Raw genomic sequence first — 17,202 nt, forward strand, 5'->3', positions numbered from 1 at the left:
CGTTGAGAAGTTTACAGATTCCCTTTTGATTGAGCGCATAGAGACAAAAACAAAGGTAGCAGTAAGATAAGCCGTGTTCTGGTGCTTTTATGCCTGTTTTTTAGCTTTATTTTTAATATTTTTTAAAAAACATAAGCCTTAGATTAAAATTTATAAAATAAATGGAAAAATTTGGAAAAATTAAAGAATTGACATAATTTGCTCCCGTAATGGAAGAGGATGCGTTAAACGCATATTTTTTTAAACAAAAACATACTTAACCTATAAAATACTCTGCATTAAGGCATATTTATTTTGTCTGAAGCCTGATTTTGTAATAATAGATTTGACCTAATTTTAACTAATACTGATATAAGCCTATGATAAATTTCCCTTGCATCTACTCGTAAAGCATTTGGAATTCTCGGAGCTAACACTTTTGTATTTCAGGTATTAATACTGCCTGAGTTTAGATTATAATTTATAAGCGTATGAAAGATAATTTCTTTTCGTTCACTGCACGATAAATCCGGATTATCTTAATAAAAATAAAATTAATAAGCATGGTAATACAGGGGCTGAATGTCTATTTCTTCGCCTGTAGGTTGCTGTGTCTGATGATTTTCCACAACTAGTTTTAAAACCCTGTTTTTTGTCTGATTTTTTAAGCGTATGAAAGATTAAGTTCTTTCCCCGGTTATGTTCTGTCATTAACGGCAGGATATACTGTTTTTTACAATTAATTTTTAATTTTTAACCAAACAAAACAAGCGTATGAAAGAAAACTACTTTGTACCCATTAGGGGTGCTCTGATTTGTGGCGTACTTTGGCTAATGTCCATTGTAGCTTTTGCCCAAAAATCTGTTAGTGGTAAGATAAGTGATCCAAAAGGTGAGGCGATCCCTGGTGCCAGTATTTCATTAAAAGGAACTACTACCGGAACCATTTCGGATGCTTCAGGAAATTACAAAATTAATGTTCCAACCTCTGGTGGGGTGCTTGTGGTGAGTTCGATTGGCTACAGAAATCAGGAAATTGCAGTCGGCAATCAGACAACCCTGAACATCGTATTAGAATCAGACGAAGCGGCTCTTGATGAGGTGGTTGTAACCGGTTATGGTACTCAGTCAAAAAGAGATATTACAGGCGCTGTAACAACAGTAAATGCAAAAGACCTTCAGTCGGTTCCTGCTACAACCTTTGCACAACAATTACAAGGGCGTGCATCTGGTTTGAGTATCGTTAATGACGCAACACCCGGTGGTAATGCAACGGTACGTATACGTGGGTTTGGTACAATCGGTAATAACGACCCTCTGTTCATTATTGACGGTGTACCTACTGAAAATCAGGGTAACTTAAACCCCAATGACATCGAGACTATCCAGATTCTGAAAGATGCCTCTGCTTCTTCAATTTATGGTTCTCGTGCAGCTAACGGGGTAGTTATCATTACAACAAGAAAAGGTAAAATTGGTCCGGCTAAAATTAACTTCTCTGCTTATTATGGTTCGCAGAAAGTTTCAGAAAATGTTGAGTCTCTGAATGCCAAGGAACTAGGACAATACCTTTATCTGGCTGATAAATATGCAGGCAAAACGCCTTCACACGGCCAGTACACTTATGGCCCTAATGGTGAGGTTACCATTCCTGATTACGTGTTTCCAAGTGCAGGTAAAGAAGGCGCTGCCAACACCAACCCTGCCTTGTATTCATTAACACCAGACAACATCTACGCCATTACTAAATCGGCAGATACCTACTGGTGGGGAGAACTTACCCGCACTGCGCCTATTCAAAACTATCAGTTATCAGCAAGTGGTGGTTCAGAAAACAGCCGCTACGCTTTGTCGGTAGGTTATTTCTCTCAGGACGGTGTGGTTAAATTTATCGGCTATGACCGTTATACACTACGCTCAAATACTGAGTTCTCAGCCATTAACAAAAAACTGAGAGTAGGTGAAAACTTTACTGTAGCGCTTGATAACCGTAAAGGTGGTTTCAGCAACAACGAAGAGCAAAATGCGGTTTCTGGTTCATACAAACACCATCCGTTGCTTCCGATTTATGACATCAATGGTTTCTTTGCGGGTTCTCGTGGTGCCAACCTGGGTAACAACTCTAACCCTTATGCAACTTTGGCGCGTCAGGCTGATAACAGAAGATACAGACTGAGAGGGTTCGGTAATATTTACGGTGAGTACGATATCCTTCCGTTCCTTACTTTCAAAACCAGTTTAGGTATTGATGTTGTAGGTGAAAACGGTAAATATATCAGCCGTGCTAACCCTGAGTACATTGAAGGTAGCTTCAACAACGGTTCGGAATCTAACACCAGCTACGACTACCAATGGGTATGGCAAAATACGCTATCGTTCAGCAAAGTGTTTGATAACGTACACAAAGTGGATGCTTACATAGGTACTGAGGCTATCAAACAATTTGGCGAGTACTTTGGTGCAACCCGTAATGGCTATGCTTTTGAAACCTTACCGATTATCAGCTACCTTGATCTTGGAGATCCGACCAGAGTTGGTAACTATGGCCGTGTTGGTAACGACTACACCCTGTCATCGCAGTTCGGTAAATTCAACTATGCTTACAATGATAAATACCTTGTTCAGGCGATTATCAGAAATGACGCCTCTTCACGTTTCTTGTCAGCATCACGTAACGCGCTTTTCCCTGCGTTCAGTTTAGGATGGCGTTTGTCTGAAGAGAAATTCATTTCAGGTAACCTGCCTTTTGTTTCAGACTTGAAACTTCGTTTCGGTTGGGGTAAAACCGGTAACCAGAAAATCGGTAACTACAACGCCTATACAACTTATCGTTCTGATATTTACCATGCTGGGTATCCTATTGATGGTAGCCAAACTACTCCGACAATCGGTTACGATACACAAGCTTTTGGTAACCCTAAAGCAAAATGGGAAGCTACAACCTCAACTAACATTGGTTTAGATGCGTCGTTCTTCAAAGGTAAATTGAACTTTGAAATCGATTTGTGGAAACGTGTAACGTCTGATATGTTATTCACTACTCCATTGACTTTCACAGTGGGTGATGCGAACGCTCCGGCTTTCAACGTAGGGCAGATGACAAACAAAGGTCTTGATATTGGTATTAACTATAAAAACAGCATCAATAACTTCCGTTACAGCATTTCTGGTAACTTGTCAACTTACAGAAACAACGTAGACCAACTTGATGCCAGCCCTAACACTCGTTATTTCGGATATGGTTCTCGCGTACCAGCTGTTACTTTAACTCAGGCTGGCTTACCGATCTCGTCATTCTACGGTTACAAAATTCTGGGTATCTTCCAGACACAAGCAGAAGCAGATGCTTGGCCTAAATATGAAGACTACAACAAACCTGGTAAATTTAAAGTGGCTGACATTAACGGCGACGGAAAAATCACTGATGCTGACCGTACCATTATCGGTAACCCTCACCCTGATTTCGTTTACGGTTTGAACATCAACTTAGGATATAAAGCATTTGACCTGACCATTTTTGCCAACGGTACACAAGGTAACGATGTCTTTAACTATACCCGTTATTTCTCTGACTTCAATACTTTCCAGGGTAACCGTTCTAAACGCGCATTGTACGATGCATGGCAACCAAACCATACTTCAGGTACTGTACCTATTATGGATGCCAACGACCAGGTTAGTAGCCGTCCTTCAAGCTATTTCATTGAAGATGGATCGTATTTCCGTATCAAAAATGTACAGTTAACATATAATCTGCCTTCAAAAGTTGCTAAGAAAACAGCTTTAGACAATGCACAGATTTACCTTCAGGTTCAGAACTTAGCTACATTTACCAAGTATACCGGTCTTAACCCTGAGATTCAGACAGGAACCGATAATACGCTAGGTTTTGATGGTGGATACATGCCTGTATCAAGAACATTTATTGTAGGTGTTAACTTTGGTTTCTAATTAGAGTAGCAGTAAAAATTAAAAGCCAACACATTTATTACATTTAAACAAATACAATTCAAATATGAAAAGTAACAATATTGTTAAAATATTTCTGGCAACAGGACTAACGGTAGGACTCGCAGTTGGATGTAGCGATGAATTCCTTACCCGTGAGCCACAAGCCCAATACAGCCCTACCTCGCTGAAAACAGCTAAAGGTGTTGAAGGCGTATTATTGGGAGCCTATGCAATGATTGACGGAACAGGGCTTGACGGTCAGGATGCCTGGAATAATGATATCCATAACTGGGTTTTTGGTGGTATCCCATCAGATGACGCTTACAAAGGTACTGACGCCGGTGACCAACCTGAGCAATCGTTCCTTGAAAAATGGGACTTCCAACCTACCAATAACCACATCAAAAACAAATGGAGAGGTTTATTTAAAGGTGTGGCACGTGCCAATGACGTAATTAATACCCTTGCAGATGTGAAGGATATTACTGACGCCAGAAGAGCACAGATTCTGGCCGAAGCGAAGTTCCTCAGAGCTTTGTTCCATTTTGAGGCTAAGAAAATGTGGAAGAATATTCCGTACATTGACGAGAAAGTCTTCAACCTTAACGACCTTGAAAGTACCAAAGTACCTGTAGATGCTAACGCCTGGGCAAAAATTGAGAAAGATTTTGCTGACGCCGCATCGGTTCTTCCGGCAACACAGGCACAGGTTGGCCGCCCTACCAAATGGGCAGCCAAGGCTTTCCAGGCTAAGGCTTTGATGTTCCAGGGCTTTGATATCAGCAGTGGCGCGGCTAATACAGCTAAACTTACAGCGGCCAAAGCACTTTTGGAAGAAATTGTAAACAGCGGTAAATTCAGATTGGTTGATGTGTACAGAGATAACTTTGATGCAAGCACGCGTAACAACGCTGAGTCAATCTTCGAAGTACAGTTTGCTTCTTCAAGCGCTACCGGTGACGCCGCCAACCAAGGTGTAGGTCTGGCTCACCCTTATGCGTCTCCTTGGGGATGTTGCGGGTTCTACCAACCATCACAAAACCTGGTGAATGCATTCAAGACAAGTTCAGACGGATTACCATTAATTGATAATTTCAATGATTCTGACGTTAAAAACGACCAGGGCTTGAAATTGGAAGATCCATTCACTCCTTATGATGGTGCGCTTGACCCTCGCTTAGACCAGACAGTTGGTCGTCGTGGTATCTTGTTTATCGACTACAAAATTCATAATGTAGACTTTATCCGTGACCAAACTTATGCGGGTCCGTACTCACCTAAGAAACACATTCCTTCTAAGGCATTTACGGGCGTAAACGGTTGGGGTAACTTAACCAGCAACAACTACCGTATTATGCGTTATGATATGATTTTACTTTGGTTGGCAGAATGTGAAGTGGAAGTAGGAAGCCTTGAAAAAGCCAGAGAGTTGGTTAACATGATCAGAACCCGTGCAGCTAACCCTGCGGGATTTGTTCAGAAAGCTATTCAGGGTGCAACACGTGACGCCTACACGCTTGTATCTGACGCACAAGGCAATCCTGTACCTGCTGCTAATTATGTAATTAAAAACTATACCACCCCCTGGACCAGCAAAGATGTTGCCCGTAAAGCGGTTCGTTTTGAAACCCGTCTGGAGTTTGGTATGGAAGGACACCGTTTCTTTGACCTCGTAAGATGGGGTATTGCTGCCGATGTATTGAACAAATACAATGAGGTAGAAGCGAACAAACGTGTTTATAAGAAAGGTGCCAGATTTGTTAAAGGTAAAAACGAGTTTTATCCAATTCCGCAAGAGGCTATCGACCGTTCAGAAAAAGACGGTAAGCCAACTTTGGAGCAGGATCCGGCTTACAAATAATTTTAATGTGATTGTTTTAGAAAAAAAAGTTTATTTTTACAGAGATGGTAGCTTTGCCATCTCTGTTTTTTTTAATACTACCTGATTTTGTAATGAAACGACATTCTATTAGCCCACTTTTTGTAAAATCCTTGCTTTTGCTTTTAGTACCCTTTGCTTTTTCGTGCAGTAAGAAAACAGATACTGTTTTTAGTAAGCTACCAGCCGACGAAACGGGTATTCAGTTCTCAAACCGTATTACAGAAAATGATACGATGAACATTGTATCGTTTGAGTATATCTACAACGGTGGTGGAGTAGCCATTGGTGACTTCAACGCTGATGGTAAACCAGACGTTTATTTTACAGGTAATCAGGTTCCGAATAAATTGTACCTGAACGAAGGTCTGGATGCCAAAAATAAACTTAAGTTTAAAGATGTAACTGCCGAAGCCAGGGTAAGTGGTGAAGGCCGCTGGTGTAACGGGGTTTCGGTGGTTGATATTAATAATGATGGCCTGCCTGATATTTATGTTTCTGCCTCAGTAAAGAAAGTGGCCAGCCAACGTGCCAATATGTTATATGTGAATCAGGGCGTAGGGCGGAACGGTGTTCCGTCGTTCAAAGAAATGGCTGCTGATTACGGAATTGCAGATACTACTCACACAACCAATTCGGTATTTTTTGATTATGATAACGATGGGGACCTCGATTTGTACATTTTGGTAAATCAGATGGAAGACATCAATGTACCTAATATGTACCGCGAAGCACTGAAAGACGGAAGCTCTAAACGCACTCACCGGCTTTATAGAAACGATTGGGATGAAACCAGAAAGCATGCCTATTTTACCAATGTATCAAAAGAAGAGGGTATTCTTGTTGAAGGCTTTGGTCTGGGGGTTAATATTACAGACATCAATCAGGACGGCTGGAAAGATATTTATGTTACCAATGATTTCCTTACCAACGACCTGCTCTATATAAATCAGCACAAAGATGGCAGGCATACAGGTTTTACCGAGCAAGCCGCCAGTTACTTTAAGCATACCTCATACTCAGCTATGGGCAACGAAGTGGCCGACATCAATAATGACGGCCTGGTTGATATTATTGCGCTTGACATGATGCCCTTTACCAACAAGCGGAAGAAAATGATGACAATGGCCAATAACTACCAGACTTTTCAGAATAACGACCGCTTTCATTATGTTTATCAGTATCCGCGCAATACGCTTCAGGTAAATCAGGGTAAAGACCCGGTAACAGGCAAACCGATTTTCAGTGAAGTAGGCCTGTTATCAGGCGTAGCGCAAACCGACTGGAGCTGGACACCCATGGTAGTTGATTTTGATAACGATGGCCTCAGAGACATCATCATTACAAATGGTTTTCCGAAGGATATCACCGACCTCGATTTTATGGCTTACCGGCAATCAGTGTCTCATCTGGCTTCTGCTTCTTTTCTCAGTGACTATATCCCTTCTGTAAAAATTCAGAACTTTGCCTATCATAACAAAGGGAATTTTCAGTTTGAAGACGTAACCAAAAAATGGGGAATGGCCGAGCCTTCGTTTTCTAACGGAGCCGCCTATGCTGATTTGGATAATGACGGTGACCTGGATTATATTGTTAATAACATTGACGACTCCGCCTCAGTTTACCAGAATAACTCAATACAGCTAAAACCGCAGGAAAGCAATTACCTGAGGGTGAGCTTTAAAGGTAATACCCCGAATCTGATGGGTTTGGGTGCATGGGTTGAAATTGAATATGATAACGGCAAAAAGCAGGTATATGAGCATACGCCTTATCGTGGATACCTGTCGTCGGTTGAACCGGTGGCACATTTTGGACTGGGTAAGATTCAGAAAATTGACCAACTCAAAATTACCTGGCAGAGCGGCAAAACCCAGATTCTGAAAAATATTAAGACCAACCAGGTTTTAAACCTCAAAGAAAGTGATGCCTCGGTGCATCCGGCAGAGGCTAAAGCAAGTCAGCCGGTTTTATTTACTGACATCAGCACACAACTGCAGGTGCCTTATAAACATGAAGAAGAAGACTACATAGATTTTAACGTACAGAAACTCTTGCCACATAAACTCTCGCAGTATGGCCCTGCCATTGCCGTTGGCGATGTAAATGGAGACGGATTGGAAGATATGTTTGTGGGCGGCTCTAAATTTCATAAGGGTAGATTCCTGATTCAGAACAAGGATGGCAAGTTTAAAGTGCAGGACTGGCTACCTGGTGAAGAAGGCTTTAAAAAACCGCAGGAAGACGCAGGCGTTTTACTGTTTGATGCCGATAATGACAAAGACCTTGATCTGTACATTGTAAGTGGCAGTTATGAGTTTAAACCAGATGCACCCGAACTGCAAGACAGGCTCTATATAAATGATGGGAAAGGGCATTTTACATTAAACACAGAGGCCTTGCCGGCGTTTCTGAAAAGTGGCTCTTGTATAAAAGCGGCAGACTTTGACCATGACGGAGACCTTGACTTGTTTGTGGGGGGCAGAGTTGAGCCTAACGCTTATCCGAAACCTGTTTCAAGCTATGTTTTAAGAAACGACAGCCGTAACGGGCAAACTAAGTTTACGAACGTAACAGCCAGTTTAGCTGCAGGTTTACAGAACATAGGCCTGGTTTGTGACGCCGTATGGAGTGATTATGACAACGATGGCTGGCCGGATTTGGTGCTGGTAGGAGAGTGGATGCCTGTAACCATTTTTAAAAACAATAAGGGCAAACTTGAGCCACTGCCTAAAAATGAAGGGCTGGCTGCCAAAATTGGCTGGTGGACAAGCATAACGTCAGGGGATTTTGATAATGATGGAGATATTGACTATATAGCCGGAAATTTAGGTCTGAACACCCTGATGCAGGCCAGTGATACCCAACCGGTGGGTATTTATGCCAAAGATTTTAATAACGATGGTTTCTACGATGCCATTCCGACAGTGTATTTCCCTGATGATGAGGGAATACCGAAGGAATTTCCGTACAATACCCGCGATGACCTGGCCAAGCAGTTTATTCAGACACGCCAGCGTTTTCAGAACTACATGAAGTTTTCTGAGGCTACAATTGATAAAATTCTGAAACCGGAAGAAATGAAAGATGCTTTGGTGCTGAAAGCCAACTGGATGAAGAGCTCATACATTGAAAATAAAGGCAATGGAAAATTTGAAGTAAGGGAATTGCCGATTCAGGCACAGTTTGCACCTTTAAATGGAATGGTTACCGGCGACTTTGACCAGGATGGTAATCTGGATGTGTTGATAGCAGGTAATGACTACGGTACTGAGGTGCTGGTAGGAAAGCACGATGCCTTGAACGGATTAATGCTGAAAGGAGATGGTAAAGGTAATTTTACAGCCGTGCTACCCGAAAAAAGCGGCTATTGTGTAACAGGAGACGCCAAAGGCCTGGTACGCCTGAAGAATGCCAAAGGCGAATTGTTATTGGTTGCCTCTCAGAACCGCGACAATCTGAAGTTTTTTATTAAAAATATCACATTTCTTATGTCCAGTTTTACAAGAAACGCCTGGCTTGCTTCCTTCTTTTCTATGATTATCATTGCGTGCACGCCCAGTAAAATTGCCACAACTACAAATAAAAAGCCTGCTGATGCGGGTAATTCAACAACTGCTACCAAAGATAATAACCTTGCAATGGGAAACCCAAGCAATGCCAGTACAAGTAATGATAACAATTACCTTATCATAAAACCACAATATGTGGTATCATACAGCAGAGAACGGAGTTCGGCTAATTGGGTAAGCTGGCATCTGAGCAGTGCATGGCTTGGCAATGCAGAAAGAACAGATCATTTCAGGGCAGACGAATCACTACCTAAAGACTGGTACAGGGTGCAGAGCGCTGACTACCTCAATTCTGGTTTCGACAGGGGCCACCTGTGCCCATCGGGCGACAGAACCTCAACAGTAGCAGATAATGACGCCACTTTTCTGATGACCAATATTGTGCCGCAGGCTCCTAAACTTAACCGGGGCTTGTGGGCTGACCTTGAAACCTACTGCCGAAAAACAACGGCCGAAGGTAACGAATTGTACATCATTGCAGGTGTACACGGTACTGCAGGAACAGGAACAGCCGGAGGCAAGAGTTTTACGCTTGATAACGGAAAAATGGCAGTACCCCAGAGTTTCTGGAAGGTAATTGTAATGATGCCTGACGGGCAAAACGATTTAAGCCGTATTAATGAACAAACCCGCATCATTGCTGTGTATATTCCGAACCGACAAACAGTACCAGACACCAAATGGGAAGAATACCGCCTAAGCGTAGATGACCTGGAGAAAATTACAGGTTATGATTTCTTATCGAACGTACCTGCCAGGATTCAGGCCGTGATAGAAGCTGACGCCGATACCGGACCCTCGGAAAAAGTGTCGGTTATAAAACAATAAGGCAGTATTTAACCCAAAACCTGACCCATGAAAAAAATATACTTTAACCTTTTACTGGCTTTTTTGTATCCGGCAATTGCCTTGGGGCAAACTTTTGAGTCATCTAATCTACCTATTATTTTTATCAATACCATGGGCACACCCATTCTGGACGACCCCAAGGTAAAGGCCGAAATGAAAATTATTTATAACGGACCGGGTAAAACCAATAGTTTAAAAGATGCGCCCAATCATTACAATGGCTTTATTGGCATTGAATACCGGGGGTCTTCTTCGCAGATGTTTCCTAAAAAAAGCCTGGGCATTGAGTTATGGGACGACAAAGGGAAATCAAAAGATGCCAGCCTGTTTGGAATGCCGGAGGAGTCAGACTGGATTCTGTTTGCCTCTTACAACGAAAAAAGCCTGATGCACAATGTACTGACCATGAATCTGGCAAGGCAAATGGGTATTTATGCCAGCAGAACACAATATGTAGAAGTTTTTTTAAACGATAGCTACATGGGCGTTTATGTATTTATGGAGAAAATTAAACGTGCGGCGGGCAGAGTAGATATTGCTAAACTGAAAGAAACCGACCTGAAAGGAGACGATATTACGGGTGGCTACATTTTTAAGGTAGATAAAACAACCGGTACCAGCCTTGGAGGCTGGACATCGAGGTACGTAAATAACCCTCCGGTTAATACCCGTACGTATTACCAGTATGAAGCGCCCAAATCTATAACAACCGAGCAAAAGGCTTATCTGAGCGAATATGTAAATACTGCCGAAGCCTCACTGAAGGCAGATAATTTCAGAGATAAAACCAATGGCTATCGGAAATATTTTGACACCCCCTCTTTTATCAGGTTGTTTCTGGCAAACGAAATTTCAAAGAACGTAGATGGCTACCGTATCAGTACTTTTTTTTATAAAGATAAAGACAGCAAAGGCGGTAAAATAAAAGCAGGCCCGCCCTGGGACTATGATATTGCCTATGGTAACGGTAATTATTGCGGGGGAGACAGCTACCAGGGTTTTTCTTATCAGTTTAATAATGTATGCCCGAACGACGGATTGCAAGTGCCTTTCTGGTGGGAACGTATGATGGAAGACTCTGCCTTTGTACGAGAACTGGGCGAAGAGTATAATTTCCAGCGACAACATGGTGCTTTACGGCAAGACAAGATTTTTCAGTTCATTGATAGCCTGACAGTTGTTTTGCAGCAGCCTGCCAGGAGGAATTTTCAGAAGTGGCCCATATTGGGGGTCTATGTATGGCCACAACCCAATCCGATATCAAACAGTTGGAGTGGTGAGGTAGAAGAACTAAAGTCATTCATTATCAACAGGCTTCAATGGCTTGATACCAACATTAAGCAACCCGGCAGCCTCACAATTACAGCTAACGAGCCATCTATAACAAGCAGTGTATCCATGCGGGTATATCCTAATCCTTTTCTTGATAAAATACAAATTCATGTGCAGGCGCTCAGGGCTGAAAAAGCGCGTCTGTCTCTGATTGATATGCAGGGTAAAACACTTCTTAAAACAGAAGAAGCACTACAAGCTGGCGAAAACCGGATTACCGTACAGGTACCACAAAACTTGTATCTGATCAACATCGGTCTGTTGCAATTAGAAATAAATGGTAGCAAAATTGTGAAGAAAATAGCCCGTGAGTAGTTGTTAACTCAGGTGTTTGTCGAAAATCATATAAGTATGGGGGATTCCGTCCTCCATATAATCGTTACCGGTTAACCTGAAACCCAGAGACTGATAAAACTTTTCGAGGTATTTCTGAGCACCAATTTTAATTGGGGCTATTTCAAAACTACCAAGCACTTTGGCAATTGATTCCTCCATCAGCAATTTGCCTACCCCGGTACCTCTGGCTTTAGGAGAAGTAACAACCCTGCCTATAGAAGTATAACCATCATAATAAACACTCTTTTCAAAAAGCCGTGTGTAAGCCAGCAGACTGCCGGCCTCATCGGTTATCATCAGATGCAAGGCTAACTGGTCTTTACCGTCGGCATCTAAAAAAGGGCAGTTCTGTTCTACTATAAATACTTCCTGCCTCAATGCCAGTATAGTATAGAGTTCTTCAAGGGTCAACTCATAGAAAGGTACACATTTGATAGTAATTGATAAACCGGGCATATATATTTGCGCTTGGGTATAGAAAAAACAGTAAAAATGCTGCTCAATTTACATACACATCTTCTGAATAAACAAGCCGGAGAAGAGATAATTTTAAACCAGATTATCCCGGATTCGGAAGAGGCGCTGGCTAACTTCGCCTTACCTGATACCCCCAACTGGCTTTCGGCGGGTATACATCCCTGGTATATCCATGAAAAATTATATCCACAGCAACTAAAAAAACTGGCTTATTTAGCGGCAGACCCGGCAGTAAAACTGATAGGTGAATGCGGACTTGACAGACTTAAGGGTGCGCCTCTGCCACTACAGGAAGAGGTATTTATTAAACAAATCAGAATAGCCGAAGAACACCGCAAAGCATTAATCATTCATTGTGTAAGGTGCTTTAATGAACTTATTTCTATCAGAAAAATTGTGCGGCCGCGTGTCCCCATGATAGTGCACGGTTTTAATAATAAAATTGAAATAGCCCGGCAACTGATAGAAAAAGGATTTTACTTGTCATTGGGTGGTGCCGTGTTGTCTGAGGAATCTAATGCCGTAAAAATTTTGCAAGAAATGCCATTAGAAAACCTTTTTCTGGAGACTGATGATAAGGAAATCCATATTTCAGATATCTATCAGAAAGTATCAGAAATGAAGCGTATTTCTATAGATGAATTGGAGAAAATAATATTTGATAATTATCTCACTATTACTTCACTGCAGTAGTTCTGTGGCTAAACATTCAAACATTTTTTTGTTTTAAAACAGCCACCATAATCCGCCTTCCGGCCTGCATAATAACAAAAAATAATTGATTAAGTGGCCGGTGGATGGGTTCATAGTACTGGGTAAAAGGTTTAAAGTTTTATCAGCCAAAACGGTCATGGCCTTATTCAATTATAATTTTCATTACTTTTGCCACTTAAAAAAAGCATTAGATTAAGAACAATAAAAATATAATGAACAACGCGCAAACCTCATTAAGGACCGTCAACATAACCCGATATGTTACACCATTACGTGAGGGCGGTTCGTTGCCTGCCATTGTAGAAGCAGACGACGATTTTCTGTATGTGCTGAAGTTCAGGGGTGCAGGGCAGGGTGTAAAAGCCCTCATTGCCGAACTGATAGGTGGAGAAATAGCCCGTGCATTAGGTTTACGAATGCCCGAAATGGTGTTTGCCAATCTGGACGCTGCCTTTGGCAGAACCGAACCAGACGAAGAAATACAAGATCTGCTGCAAGCTAGTGTAGGCCTTAACTTAGGTGTACACTATTTATCAGGCGCTATTACCTTTGACCCCGTTCTGAATGTCATAAACCCTGAATTGGCATCAGAAATTGTATGGCTTGACTGCCTGCTGACCAATGTAGACCGCACGGCACGTAATACCAATATGCTGATGTGGCACAAAGACCTTTGGCTGATTGACCACGGAGCTTCTTTGTATTTTCATCATTCGTGGGATAACTGGAAAGAGCAATCAGAACGCCCTTTTGTTCAGGTAAAAGATCATGTGCTGCTACCTTTTGCCTCCGAACTGGAAACTATTGATGAAAAGTTCAGACAAATACTAACCCCTCAACGCATTAGAGCCATTGTAGCGCTGGTACCAGACGATTGGTTACAGGACCCTTCATTGACAGAATCGCCGGATGAACGACGCACTGTTTATGCCCAGTTTTTAGAATCGAGGGTTAATTACTCTCAAAACTTTGTAAAAGAAGCCCAGAATGCAAGAAAATCAATTATATGAATATGCCGTAATCCGGGTTGTGCCGCGGGTAGAAAGAGAAGAATTCCTCAACGTGGGAGTCATTCTGTACTGCCCGTCAAAAGGCTTTCTACAGGCCTTGTACAAACTTGACGAAGCACGTTTAAAGGCCTTTTCATGCAAACCCGAAGCAGCAGAACTACTGGAATACCTGCAAACCCTGGAACGAATCTGTAAAGGAGGCAAAAACAGCGGCCCCATCGGCGCCTTGCCTGTTGCGTCTCGTTTCAGATGGCTAACCGCCACCCGCAGCACGGTTATTCAGACATCCAGAATACACCCCGGCTTCTGTACAGACCCTCAGGAAACCCTACTGAAATTGTATAACCAACTGGTGCTGTAAGAGCCATAATCAGGCATATTTATGCGATTATCGACAAAAAATCATGTTGCAGTAGTATAAGTGCCTTGTTTTCTTGTATTGAATCTTAGTTAACACTAAATTTATACCTTCACGTATTTAACCCCAAGAATTATCTACTATGACACCTTCTCGCAGAAAGTTCATTAAGGGTATTGGTGCGGCTTCGGTACTGATGGCCACCGAATCAATCGCCAAGCCGTTTAATATCATCAAGAGTTTAAAAATAAGTCCGAACGACAAAATCCGCATTGCAACTATCGGTTTGGGTATTCAGGGGCATTCTGATACCAAAGCAGCATTAAGAAACCCGGAGGCCGAGCTGGTAGCCGCCGCCGATTTGTACGATGGTCGTTTGGTAAGAGGCAAAGAAGTTTACAATAAAGACCTTTTTACTACGCGCGATTACAGAGAAATTTTAGCCCGTAAAGATATTGACGCTGTTATTATTGCCACCCCTGACCACTGGCATGACCGGATTTCGATTGATGCCCTGAAAGCTGGAAAAGCTGTATACTGCGAAAAACCAATGGTACAGCACATTGACGAAGGCCGTGCCGTAATAGAAACCTGGCAGAAGACAGGCAAAACCATGCAGGTGGGCAGCCAGCCTATCAGTGGTGCAGCCTATGCAGAAGCACAAAGGCTGTTTCAGGCTGGTGAAATTGGCGAACTGAACTTCATTGAAGCTACTTATGACCGTTTCAGCGCCTTAGGAGCCTGGACTTATTCTATTCCGCCTGATGCTTCGGCGCAAACCATCGACTGGGACAGATTTCTGGGAGATGCCCCACGCAGGCCATTTGATGCTACACGGTTTTTCCGTTGGAGAAACTACCGTGACTATGGCACTGGTGTTGCAGGCGACTTGTTTGTGCACCTGATTACCGGTATGCACTACGCAACCGGAGCCATCGGGCCACACAGAATATTCTCGTCTGGCGAATTAAGCTACTGGAAAGACGGCCGCGATGTGCCGGACGTTATGGTAACTGTGCTGGACTACCCGGAAACAGAGAAGCATAAGAAATTCCAGGCAGTACTTCGTGTAAACTTTGCCAATGCAGGGGCTATTAAAAATGTAACCCGTGTGGTAGGTACCGAAGGCGAGATTCAGTGGAGTGCCAGCGGATTAACGCTTACTAAAAGAAAATTACCGAAAGCACCGGGCTATGGAAACGGTGAAAGTTTCCCGACCTTTGCAGAGGCTACACAAAAAGAGTTTCTGAAAGAATACAATGCTAAGTATTCAGAAGCCGACAGAGTAACTGAGCCGGTAAAAGAGATAAAATTTGATACGCCTGCCGGTGATGATGCCCATGCCAAACACTTCAAGAATTTCTTTGATAACATGCGCGCCAACAGTCAGAAAACCATAGAAGACCCGATTTTCGGTTTCCGTGCTGCGGCTCCGGCGTTGGCTTGTAACCTTAGCTATTTTGATAACAGAATCGTTTACTGGGACCCGGTTACAATGAAATTGAAGAAGAAATAAGTTAAAGTTTCTTCCGTGCGACAGTCGCCCCTTTTTAAAGGTGGGGTGGCAATTTTCTAACTTTGCCAGAAAATTATAGGGGGTGGTTGTTAAGCTTTAAAAAGGCGCTTATAACCACCTCCCTTAAAATCAATGAAAATCTGAATCCACCGTATGAACCCCGCAATCATAAAAGAACTGGTTACTTTCAAAATGCCATTTGGCAAATATAAAGACCGGCTTATCTGTGACCTGCCCGAACATTATCTGCTGTGGTTTCAGAGAGAAGGTTTTCCGCCCGGTAAACTGGGTACCCTGCTGGCTACCATGTATGAAATAAAACTTAACGGACTGGAGTATCTGCTGAAACCACTGAAAGAAAGAAAAATCTGAATCCAAAACTATTGGCCTGCCCTGGCTGTTATAGCCTAATAAAACTCATCTCATTTTTTTATGTCAGATAACACAACAATTATTCGCACTGCTTTAGTTACAGGCGGTTCGAAAGGCATTGGCTATGGTGTAGCAGAAGTACTTATTAGAGAAGGAATCAGGGTAGCTATTACCAGCAGAAGCAAAGAAGCGGCAGAGGCTGCGGCGGCAGAATTAAACAAAATTAAAGACGGATACGCACTTCCGCTCGAATCTGATGTACGCAGTTTTGCATCACAGCAAAATGCAGTAAATACTGTTTTACAAACCTGGGGATGGTTAGATTACGTTATTGCCAATGCAGGTGTAGGGCATCTGGTACCTTTTGAACAGTTAAGTACTGAACAATGGCAAGAAACCATAGACATAAACCTGACGGGCGTATTTTTTACAGCAAAGGCCACCCTTGAAGCGCTTAAATCTTCTAAAGGATACTTTATTACCATTGCCAGCCTGGCCGGAGCCAATTTCTTCGATAAAGGAACAGCCTACAACGCCAGCAAATTCGGGCTGGTAGGTTTTACTCAGGCGCTTATGCTTGACCTCCGCCAGGATGGCATCAAGGTTTCTACCATTATGCCCGGCTCGGTAGCTACGCATTTTAACAACCACACCCCGAGTGAAAAAGATGCCTGGAAGATTCAGCCTGAAGACATCGGGCAGATTGTTTCTGATTTAATAAAAATGCCTGCGCGCACATTGCCAAGCAAAATAGAGGTAAGACCTTCAATGCCGCCAAGCAAATAACCGGTTTCAGAAAGGCAGGGGCGCGTCTCTGCCTTTTTTTATGATGATGGCAAAACAAAAAAAGGTCTGGC

The 17,202-nt window shown here is 42.6% G+C and carries 11 protein-coding genes; 10 read left to right on the plus strand and 1 reads right to left on the minus strand.

Going from position 1 to position 17,202, the window contains the following annotated elements:
- Window positions 1–753 precede the first annotated feature (753 nt).
- The 4 genes from C0V77_RS15675 (at window position 754) to C0V77_RS15690 (ending at window position 11,877) form a co-directional block, all read left to right on the plus strand.
- Window positions 754–3,930 (plus strand): TonB-dependent receptor, encoded by a 3,177-nt coding sequence (locus C0V77_RS15675; RefSeq protein WP_101727290.1) that lies wholly within the window; start codon window positions 754–756, stop codon window positions 3,928–3,930.
- A gap of 64 nt (window positions 3,931–3,994) precedes the next feature.
- Complete coding sequence (locus tag C0V77_RS15680; RefSeq protein ID WP_101727291.1) at window positions 3,995–5,791, plus strand: RagB/SusD family nutrient uptake outer membrane protein; 1,797 nt, start codon at window positions 3,995–3,997, stop codon at window positions 5,789–5,791.
- A 92-nt stretch (window positions 5,792–5,883) separates the two neighbouring features.
- On the plus strand, window positions 5,884–10,209 hold the full coding sequence (locus tag C0V77_RS15685; RefSeq protein WP_143706109.1) for an FG-GAP-like repeat-containing protein: 4,326 nt from the start codon (window positions 5,884–5,886) through the stop codon (window positions 10,207–10,209).
- A 27-nt stretch (window positions 10,210–10,236) separates the two neighbouring features.
- Window positions 10,237–11,877 (plus strand): CotH kinase family protein, encoded by a 1,641-nt coding sequence (locus C0V77_RS15690; RefSeq protein ID WP_101727293.1) that lies wholly within the window; start codon window positions 10,237–10,239, stop codon window positions 11,875–11,877.
- A 3-nt stretch (window positions 11,878–11,880) separates the two neighbouring features.
- Here C0V77_RS15690 and C0V77_RS15695 read toward each other — a convergent pair whose 3' ends face one another.
- Window positions 11,881–12,354: a GNAT family N-acetyltransferase gene (locus C0V77_RS15695; RefSeq protein ID WP_173830554.1), complete on the minus strand. Its 474-nt coding sequence runs from the start codon at window positions 12,352–12,354 to the stop codon at window positions 11,881–11,883.
- A gap of 36 nt (window positions 12,355–12,390) precedes the next feature.
- Between C0V77_RS15695 and C0V77_RS15700 the strand changes: the two genes are divergently transcribed.
- The 6 genes from C0V77_RS15700 to C0V77_RS15725 all read left to right on the plus strand — a co-directional run bounded on the left by C0V77_RS15700 (window position 12,391) and on the right by C0V77_RS15725 (window position 17,131).
- On the plus strand, window positions 12,391–13,068 hold the full coding sequence (locus tag C0V77_RS15700) for a TatD family hydrolase (protein ID WP_143706110.1): 678 nt from the start codon (window positions 12,391–12,393) through the stop codon (window positions 13,066–13,068).
- 233 nt (window positions 13,069–13,301) lie between these two features.
- On the plus strand, window positions 13,302–14,099 hold the full coding sequence (locus C0V77_RS15705; protein WP_101727295.1) for a HipA family kinase: 798 nt from the start codon (window positions 13,302–13,304) through the stop codon (window positions 14,097–14,099).
- On the plus strand, window positions 14,077–14,460 hold the full coding sequence (locus tag C0V77_RS15710) for a DUF3037 domain-containing protein (RefSeq protein WP_101727296.1): 384 nt from the start codon (window positions 14,077–14,079) through the stop codon (window positions 14,458–14,460). The genes C0V77_RS15705 and C0V77_RS15710 overlap by 23 nt, the downstream gene beginning before the upstream one ends.
- Window positions 14,461–14,599: 139 nt before the next feature.
- On the plus strand, window positions 14,600–15,973 hold the full coding sequence (locus tag C0V77_RS15715; RefSeq protein ID WP_101727297.1) for a Gfo/Idh/MocA family protein: 1,374 nt from the start codon (window positions 14,600–14,602) through the stop codon (window positions 15,971–15,973).
- A 153-nt stretch (window positions 15,974–16,126) separates the two neighbouring features.
- Window positions 16,127–16,345: a DUF3820 family protein gene (locus tag C0V77_RS15720; RefSeq protein ID WP_101727298.1), complete on the plus strand. Its 219-nt coding sequence runs from the start codon at window positions 16,127–16,129 to the stop codon at window positions 16,343–16,345.
- A gap of 60 nt (window positions 16,346–16,405) precedes the next feature.
- Window positions 16,406–17,131: an SDR family oxidoreductase gene (locus tag C0V77_RS15725; RefSeq protein WP_101727299.1), complete on the plus strand. Its 726-nt coding sequence runs from the start codon at window positions 16,406–16,408 to the stop codon at window positions 17,129–17,131.
- The last annotated feature ends 71 nt before the right edge of the window (window positions 17,132–17,202 follow it).

The sequence above is a fragment of the Emticicia sp. TH156 genome (assembly GCF_002855535.1).
GTDB lineage: Bacteria > Bacteroidota > Bacteroidia > Cytophagales > Spirosomataceae > Emticicia > Emticicia fluvialis.